The organism is Anabaena sp. UHCC 0253, from assembly GCF_009712085.1.
In the GTDB taxonomy this organism is placed as follows: Bacteria; Cyanobacteriota; Cyanobacteriia; order Cyanobacteriales; family Nostocaceae; genus Dolichospermum.
In genome coordinates this window covers 210,029-218,923 of sequence record NZ_VILD01000003.1, presented here as the reverse complement: position 1 = coordinate 218,923, position 8,895 = coordinate 210,029, and the positions used below count along the sequence as shown (strand labels likewise).

Annotated in this window: 4 protein-coding genes and 1 pseudogene; all 5 read right to left on the bottom strand. The window is 41.0% G+C overall.

Annotation, left to right across the window (positions count from 1 at the left end):
• Positions 1-546 (bottom strand): Uma2 family endonuclease (locus FJR38_RS28355; RefSeq protein ID WP_254449408.1); only part of this gene is annotated, 546 nt, incomplete at its 3' end.
• 144 nt (positions 547-690) lie between these two features.
• A complete protein-coding gene (locus FJR38_RS09265) occupies positions 691-1,863 on the bottom strand; it encodes a pentapeptide repeat-containing protein (RefSeq protein ID WP_168536647.1) in 1,173 nt (390 codons plus the stop codon).
• 266 nt (positions 1,864-2,129) lie between these two features.
• On the bottom strand, positions 2,130-3,488 hold the full coding sequence (locus tag FJR38_RS09260; protein WP_168494973.1) for an NAD(P)/FAD-dependent oxidoreductase: 1,359 nt from the start codon (positions 3,486-3,488) through the stop codon (positions 2,130-2,132).
• A gap of 382 nt (positions 3,489-3,870) precedes the next feature.
• The gene (locus FJR38_RS27540) at positions 3,871-7,131 is read right to left on the bottom strand and encodes a 5'-nucleotidase C-terminal domain-containing protein (protein WP_174763945.1); all 3,261 of its coding nucleotides are present in this window, start codon (positions 7,129-7,131) and stop codon (positions 3,871-3,873) included.
• Positions 7,132-7,257: 126 nt separating this feature from the next.
• A pseudogene (locus tag FJR38_RS29165) lies at positions 7,258-8,895 on the bottom strand (calcium-binding protein); the annotation flags it as partial.

Here is an 8,895-nt window from a genome sequence, read left to right as displayed (position 1 = left end):
TGGAATCCAAAACCGGAAATCTGATAAGTTTACTTCAGCATAACGAGCGCCAGTTAACTGAAACATTCTAAATTCAGATTTATAACGATCAAAGATGGCATAATAGGGGACTCTTAAAAGTTGTTCGTAAATTTCCCATTTACCAGGAGGTTTTTCTACATCTCTTAATGTTTGCCCTAAGTCTTCTTTTTCTGTTCCCGGTGAAAGTAACTCAACGACAACATAAGGATTAACTGCTTCTTGCCACACTACATAACTTAAACGTAAATCTCTATTTTCATATAAATATGGTACTCCTAAAACTGCAAACCAATCTGGTATTTTATACCAAAGTGGGTGACGAGAATCATAATAAAGATTCATATCACTAACTGTAAATATTTGGTCGCTAGGATAGTTAGGGGGACGGAATGTTTCTGCTAATAATTGTGGTTGGAATAAATGAAATTGATCTGGCAAACCAGGTTCCTCCGGGTCTTCGCTAGGAAGATCATACATTGTCGGTAATGTTTCTTTAGGGGAAAGTGGCGGATCTGTTTGATACATTCTTAACAATCCTAAAGATAGAATTTCTATTTCTATTATGTAGTAATATGATTCGGTTTAGAAAATGGTAGCGACTGTTTTGAATATTCGGTTTTGTGGGTGAGAAAGTCTTGTTTATTGAAAATTTACAAGAATCAAATCTTCTTAATCATGAATTGACCCATCTGGCATTGTAGCGCGTGTGAGTATCGCTCCTTCGAGGTCGGCTTCTGTGAGCAAAACTTTTGTTTTCTGCGCTGTTATCAGTTCAAAGCGGTAGGCTTCTCTGAGGTTGGCTTGTGTGAGGTCGGTTCCTGCGAGGTCGGCTTCTGTGAGGTCGGCTACGACGAGTTTGGCTCCTGTGAGGTCGGCTCCTTCGAGGTAGGCTTCTGTGAGGTTGGCTCCTGTGAGGTCGGCTCCTATGAGGTTGGCTCCTTCGAGGTCGGCTCCTGTGAGGTTGGCTCCGAAGAGTTTGGCTTCTTCGAGGTCGGCTCCGAAGAGTTTGGCTTCTTCGAGGTCGGCTTTGAAGAGGTTGGCTCCTGTGAGGTTGGCTTTGAAGAGGACGGCTCCTGTGAGGTCGGCTTTGAAGAGGTAGGCTCCTGTGAGGTTTGCTCCTGCGAGGTTGGCTCCTGTGAGGTTGAATCCTTCGAGGTTGAATCCACTAATATTAACTTCAGTTAAATCAAGACGTTTATTTTCTAAATCTGGGTGTTTACGTTCTCCAATCACAGTTAAACACGCTTGAATATAAATTCTAAGTTTTAGGAATTTTTCTTTATCTTCTGGAGATTGTGACTCATTTTCTTTTATAACAGGTGCATTCTGACGGACAAAAGCTGTCAGAACTTCCATAATTGTCCATTGATCTTTTTCTGAATATTTGGCAATTCGCTCTAAAGTATAAATCGCGCCTAATCTAACTGCAATTTTTTCACTCGCAAGCTGTTCTATCGCTTTAGCAAAGCTTTCTGTAATTTGCTTATCTTCTGATATTTTTAAGTTTTTACGGGCAATTTGGATATTTTCAAGTGCAATTTCAGCATTTTTATTAGCAGCAATCGCACTTTCATTAGCAGCTTTAGCACTTCCTTCCATAGCGTATGCACGTTTAGCTGCAAAGAAAATATTGATAAGTCCTACAATTCCACCAAAAATTAAGCCAGCAGTTGTTAAAACTTTAATCACGTATTCATACTTTTTTTCTAATAATTCAGTCCATTCTCCAGTAGTTAAAATAATGGAAATTGGATAAATTACAACTGAAATAAATATAAACCCAATAAATAAACCAAAAAATATAATTCGATTGTTTTGAATATTTATATCATCGTTAGACATAGTATTGTTTTATTCCCTAAATATAGAATGGCGATACTACATCCTCCCCAGTCTAAGATTACCTATCTTCTTCCTTCTTCCTTCGCGTTCTTCGCGCCTTCGTGGTTCATTTAATCTATATTCTTCTAGTGGGAAGGGATTAGCGATACGAAATACAGCCATTTTAGTACATAGGGAAACAAATATACATGAAATTAGAAAAAACGCTCATCTTTGTCTATCCCCAGACTACTTACTAATCTGAGGACTTATTAACAAACTACCAACTACACATTCAACGGCTTTTTTGTGATAACTGGCGTGTGACTATCACTATTTGCAATTGGTACAGGTGCAATGGTTTCCTTACCTGTAATTAATCTCGCGCCACGATTGCGGGTAAAATAACTCCACAACCATTGAATCATCACAACTAACTTATTATCAAATTCAATCAAGAAGTAGATATGTACAAATAACCAGAAAAACCATGCGAAGAAACCTCTAAGTTTGAGGAAACCTAAATCAACAACTGCGGCGTGTTGCCCAATCATTGCTAGACTACCTCTATCTACATATTCAAATTGGGGTAATGCTTCACCTTTCAGACGTTTTTGAATTAGTTTAGCTACATATTCGCCTTCTTGCATGGCGACTGGTGCAACTCCCGGTAAGGGTTTATCATTTTGATGGGCAAAATTTGCTAAGTCACCAACTACGAAAATGTTGGGAAATCCTTTAATACTTAGGTCTGGTTCAACGATAACACGACCAGCGCGATCGCTCTCAACTCCTGTCTTCTCTGTCAAAACTTTCCCCATTGGCGAGGCTTTCACACCCGCAGCCCACAACACAGTTTTCGCAGCAATTTCTTTAACTTCATCACCTTGCTTAATCGTAACTATATCATTTTCAATATGCGTTACTAATGTTTTGGTTTGCACATCTACACCCAAAGCCTTTAATGATGCTTCTGCTGTGTGAGATAATTCCGGTGCAAAGGGAGGAAGCACACGATCTAAACCTTCTAACAATAAAACTCTGGTTTCTGAGGTGTCAATGTTGCGGAAATCTTCTTTGAGGGTTTTAGTTGCTAATTCAGCGATCGCTCCTGCTAATTCTACCCCCGTTGGACCACCACCGACAATTACAAAAGTTAACAAAGCCTGGCGTTTAACCGGATCATTTTCATTTTCAGCGGCTTCAAAAGCCATAAAAATCCGCCGACGCATTTCAATTGCATCTTCCACAGTCTTCAAACCGGGTGCAAATTCTTCCCAGTTATCCTTACCAAAATATGAATGCTTCGCCCCTGTAGCCACAATTAAGGTATCGTAGGGGACTGTTTCTTCGCCCACCATGACACTTTGGGCATTGGTGTCAATATCATTCACTTCACCCAATAGCACCTTTGTATTCTTGCTCTTGCTGAGGACAGAACGCAAGGGAGAGGAAATATCCGCTGGGGATAAAGCACCTGTAGCTACTTGGTACAGAAGAGGTTGAAAGAGATGAAAATTGCGTTTATCAATCAGAGTGATTTGCACATTGGCCTTAGCCATAGACTTAGCGGCATACAGTCCCCCAAAGCCCCCGCCAATAATCACAACTTGATGTACTGGTGTTTTGTCAACCTGATCAACCATAAGAAATATTTCCTTGCATGACACTGCTGTAACTATTCTTAACAAATTTGTATCAAAAATGTCACAATTATTTCTGTTTATCTTGAACTTCTTAAAAAAAAATTAAAGTAGTAAATAGACATCTCCGGTAATTAAATGTGCATGGTTTGAAACCCTTGTAGAGACGTTCTATAGAAGGTCTCTACATTCATTTTCGGAGAGGTTTAATTAGTCATAAGGTAGGGGCGCAGTCCCTGCGCCCAGTCAGGAGCTTTGTTACATCTACACTTGAGTTGGGTCAATGGCCGCTTTGACGACCTGTTTTCTCCTCTTATTTCCGCATCCCCCAAGCCTTAGATGCGCCCGCCCAGTCCCATCTCCCCCGAAAAAAATCACTCTCGTGTTAGGAAACCTGCGTCAAATTCAGTTGTACAATGATATCGTTATAATCCCCGTCACCACCACCAGCTAAATCTTCAAAACCAAAGGTATTATTTCCCAACATACGAACATGGTCAAGTCGATCAGAGTTAGCACCCAGGAAGGGGAAATAAACTTGAGGGTCGTTATTAGGATTACTATCTAAAATAATATCGGGTCTACCATTAACAATCATAAATGGAGCATACAGAGCACCCCCGTCAAACTTATCAGTAAAACTAGCCTTACCTTGATTATTAACAGTTAATTCAATGCCAGCAACTCTAGAACCTATAGCAGCCTGAATGTAATCAGAATCACCTGGTTTTACGTCAGCAGTACCATCACCATTTGTATCAATTCCACCATTAATATTTGCAACTTTATAGAAGCCAACAAAATTGTTGAAAGCTGCTTCTCTGTTAACCACAAAATCTGCTTTTACCTGTCCAGCAACATCTCGCAAATCAATCATTTCTCCTTGAGGTATATTTTGCACCCCTGCACCCAAAGGTAATTTTTGATTGCTGGCTTGCAGTTTCACAACCAAATCTTGGAAGTTAGCAGTATTATTAGAACCATCTTGCCAAGCTAAGATGAAACCATCATCATTGCTAGGGGTGATACTTTGATTTCCAGGAGAAGAAAATAGTACGTCAGAAATTGGAGTTTTTCCAGCACGAATGGCATCTAATGTACTATTTATTACCAAATAAAATCTCAGGTTTTCATTAGAGTCAAATTGAAACATATGACTCAATTTTTCTGGATTAAAGCCATTGGGGTTATTGGTAATAGTGGAAAACAAAGTCTGCATTCGTGTTAACGCTGCTTGATTGTAGCCATTTTCACCTGGAGCAATACCGTTGATTCTACCTTGACCATCATCAACAGTAAATACGCCCAGTTCGTTAACATTTCTAGAACCTCGTCCGTTGAGGGTAACTTGTAATGTTGTTTGCAACTGCTTACTCTTGATGTTAAAGACATCGTTACCATTCTTGGTCAACTTCGGAACGTCGGTAATAGGATCATTCTCAGCTATGTCATTGACAGAAATCTGTAACGGCTTTTCCAAGAAGAGTCCGTTTTGGTCAGTAGTGCGAACACGGATGTTGTAACTTGATTTTGTTTCAAAATCAGGGGCAACATTAATTGTGAGTTGGTTTTGTGTGATTGCAAATAAACTATTATCACTACTACCATCACCACTGACTAAGCTATATACAAAAGTATTACTTACGTCTGGGTCAGTGGTAGCGAAGTTACCAATCACCGTCCCACTCACTACATTTTCATCTACCCTGCTGCTATCTAAGCTCAAATCTGTGGGGGTTTCATTGATATCACCAGGATTAAAATCTGGTATAATATTCTCATTACGTAAATCTAAATTTTGAATGCGTAAATCTTCTGATGCTAGAGTTTCCCCTACATTGTAAGCATTCTCCTGATAAGCTTCTAAGAAATCTTTAAATGACTGCTGCTCAGTAATTTCTGCGTTCACTACATTTTCACCTAAGCTGGGGAAGTCGTAACCATCACCTCCATCAGCTAGGAATTTGAGAGTAACAACGCGAATGGAACGGTCAGCATCACCAACAATTTCCCCATTTTGAACAATCACATCGGTAATTTTGCCGTCGTTATCTACCAATGCCAAAGTCTGAATTCTTTCCCCGACAGGAATAGTATTACTTTCAGCATCTGTAGTATCAAAGCTAAATTTTAGCCCTGATACTTGGGGAAAACGACCTGAAGTTTCACCTGCACTCGCACGAGATACACCATTTTCTAACAGGGTTTTTAATTCAGCAGCCGTAACTGTCACCAGTACCAATTCGTTGTTAAACCGCAGGACAGTTTCCACATCGAGTTGAGAAATTTCTCCTACTGGTAAACTAGCGCGAATAGAACCTGCATTTTGAATTGCTACTGCAACGGTGGGGTCTATTTTTTGTGCCGCCGCTAGATTAGCATCTGCAAGCATATCGCCGAAGTTGGTTTCTTCTGTGCGAAGACTGTTGCGTTCTCCGTTCAGCAATACATCGGTTTTACCAAAAATGCGCGTGTCTTTTAATTCAATAAGTTGAATAATAGAGTCCGTAAGTTCCTTGACGAGTGCGCCTTTGCTGCCAGAGGCTAAAGGGTCTTGACCTTCCCAGACTGACTGAACCATCTCATCAGTGGTAGCATACATCCCATTGATGGTAGGGTCTAGATTTTCGGTAATAATTTTACCTTCTGCATCAAAGTCTAGAACCAGACGACCAAGGTATTTATATTGATTTCCACCTGTGACAATTAGGGCAGGGTTATTATCTTTATCAGTAGTAAGTAGGGGATAAGTACCATTTGCCGTGTCGTCAGGACGTAAGGTGTCTGTGTCGTCAGCTAAAAAGGTAGTAGTACCAGAAAGAAGCACATCAACACCTTGGAGTTGTTTAATTAACTCTTGGTCTAAATCGAAACTCGGTAAGTCACTTAACAAGATAATTTTGTTAATACCTTGATCTGTAAGAATATCAATAGTTGGTTGCAATACAGAAGCGATCGCCTCTACTGTTTCTCCTCCTAGAACTTGAATATCTCCCGCTTGGGTCACATCTCTAAACAGAGGGTTGCTAACGCCTAAAACCCCTATTTTTTCTCCCCCTTCTTCAATAATGGTGGCGGGGGCAAGTTTTGGTTTTGCACCTTCACTAACCAATTGTTCTGGGGTAGATTGGAAGGTATTGCTGGTCAGAATTTCTGTAGTAGCCAATCCTGAGAGGCTATTATCTTGGCTGAAGTCTAGGTTAGTTGCTAGGTAAGGAAACTGTGTGCCTAACCATTGGATATTTTCGATGCTTGTTCCATTTAAGTCTGCACCTATCAGTCCGGCAAAGGTTGATGTACCTTGAGAGAGTTCGTGGTTTCCGAGGGCAGAAGCATCTAAGCCAATAATATTCAACAAAGTAGCATCTAGGCGACCAGAACCAACTTCTAGGGAGCTTAACTCGTTGCCTGTCAGTTGTTGATAGACTGATATCAATGCTTCCCGCATTGCCAGGTCTTCGGCTGCAAAGAATACAGGACCGGGGAGGAAGTTATCACCTGTAGATAGGGTAATACTATTGAGAATTTGCTCTTCTAAGCCATCAACAAGGGCAGTAAAATTAATAGCTTCTTGAAAAGTGTTAGTACCGCCTTCTAAGCTGGAAGCGTGAAGAATTTGCAGGGTGTAAGCAATGTTGTCAGCCATAATATTTATTGATTGATTGGAATTGCGTTTATGTAGAGGGTGTAGTTCATGCCAATTTAAACACCTGAAATTAACAGTAGCGTGGTAGCCCCATTAATTTCAGGTGTAAGTCCTAACCTAAAAAGGTCAGACTAAAGTTATATCTTGAGTGACAGAAAAGTTACTGCTGTTGACATTCTCTAAAACGGCAATCGGTTGACTGTTGAAGAACAAAGCTTGGTTGCTGTAGTTGAAGCTGAACTGTTGTAAAGTAACTCCTGTACCAAAAGTCGCAGCATTAATTAGAATTTTGTCCCCTTCTGAGCGATTAAAGTCTTTGATCCGGTCGATTCCTTCATATGATCTATCAAAGCGGAAGTTATCTGCACCAGTCCCACCATAAAGGGTATCATTTCCAAAACCACCAATCAGGGTGTCGTTACCCCACATCCCATTGAGGGTATCATTGCCAGCACCACCGATGAGCAAGTCATTGTCGTTCCAACCTTGGATGTCGTCATCACCATCACCACCGTCTAGAGTATCATTGCCACTACCTCCATTTAACATATCATTCCCGGCTTCACCGAAAATTCGATCATCCCCAACTTCGCCATAGAGATAATCTGTACCTATGCCACCATAGAGGGAGTCATTTCCACTTCCACCGATAAGGATATCATTGCCACCATCACCGATGAGGGTATCATTGCCAGCACCACCGTTGAGGTCATTATTGAGGTTATTGCCCTTAATATAGTCGCCTTGGCTACCACCTATGACATTTTCAATGCCACTACCTAGCACTGAACCAATAACGAGGGATAGATTGCTGTTGACGGTCTGTTTACCCGTCTTAGTCAAATCGATATTGATGCTGTTATTGGTAGTATTTGAGAAATTTAGCGTGTCAACTCCTGAATTTGATTCAATGACACGGAAGGTTTCCCACGTATCGAGGAAGGATTGTTGGCTTACTGCATAGCTGGAGAAAAAATCTTTGGCCTGCACATAGCGACCATGAAATGTTTTCAGCCCTATATTATTTCCGCCACTACGAATAACCTCAAAACTCTCCCAAGTGTCTATAAAATCTTGTTGAGCCAGGTTGTAGTTGCTTAATTGATCTTTGGCCTGCACGTAGCGATCATGGAAAGTTCTCAGGGCAATTTTGCCATCTTCCAGAGGCACAACTTCAAAGGTTTCCCAGGTACTAGGCGAGGTTTGCTGCTTGATGCCGTAGCCCCCACTTGCATCTGTAGCTTGCAGATAAAGTCCATGATAGGTCTGTAAATTGACTGTTAGCTCAATGATTTTGTCTGTCCCTAAATTGATATCTGCATCAAAGTTGTAGGTGTCATTTCCAGAACCACCAATGAGTATGTCGTCACCCGCCCCACCATCAAGGGTATCGTTGCCCTCATTGCCTTCCAGGATATCATTACCAGTACCACCTTCTAAAGTATTAGTAAGACCATTCCCATATAGGGCATCGTTGCCAGAAGAGCCGATGATATTTTCAATGGAATTTAACTTGTCGCTTTCAGAAGAACCCGTGAAAGTTACTGTTTGTGAGGACAAACTTGCCGTAATTCCAATTGTACTATAGCTGTAATTAGCGGTATCAGTTCCAAGACCACCGTCAAGATAGTCATTGCCAGCACCACCGATGAGGGTATCATTGCCATCATTACCGTAAAGGGAGTCGTTGCCGANATTACCGTAAAGATTGTCGTTGCCAGCATTACCGTAAAGATTGTCGTTGCCATCCTCACCGTAAAGATT

Bases quoted from the DNA above. Each gene is read 5' to 3' on its own strand.
- FJR38_RS09260 (WP_168494973.1), bottom strand. From the start codon at position 3,488: ATGGTTGATCAGGTTGACAAAACACCAGTACATCAAGTTGTGATTATT.
- FJR38_RS09265 (WP_168536647.1), bottom strand. From the start codon at position 1,863: ATGTCTAACGATGATATAAATATTCAAAACAATCGAATTATATTTTTT.
- FJR38_RS27540 (WP_174763945.1), bottom strand. From the start codon at position 7,131: ATGGCTGACAACATTGCTTACACCCTGCAAATTCTTCACGCTTCCAGC.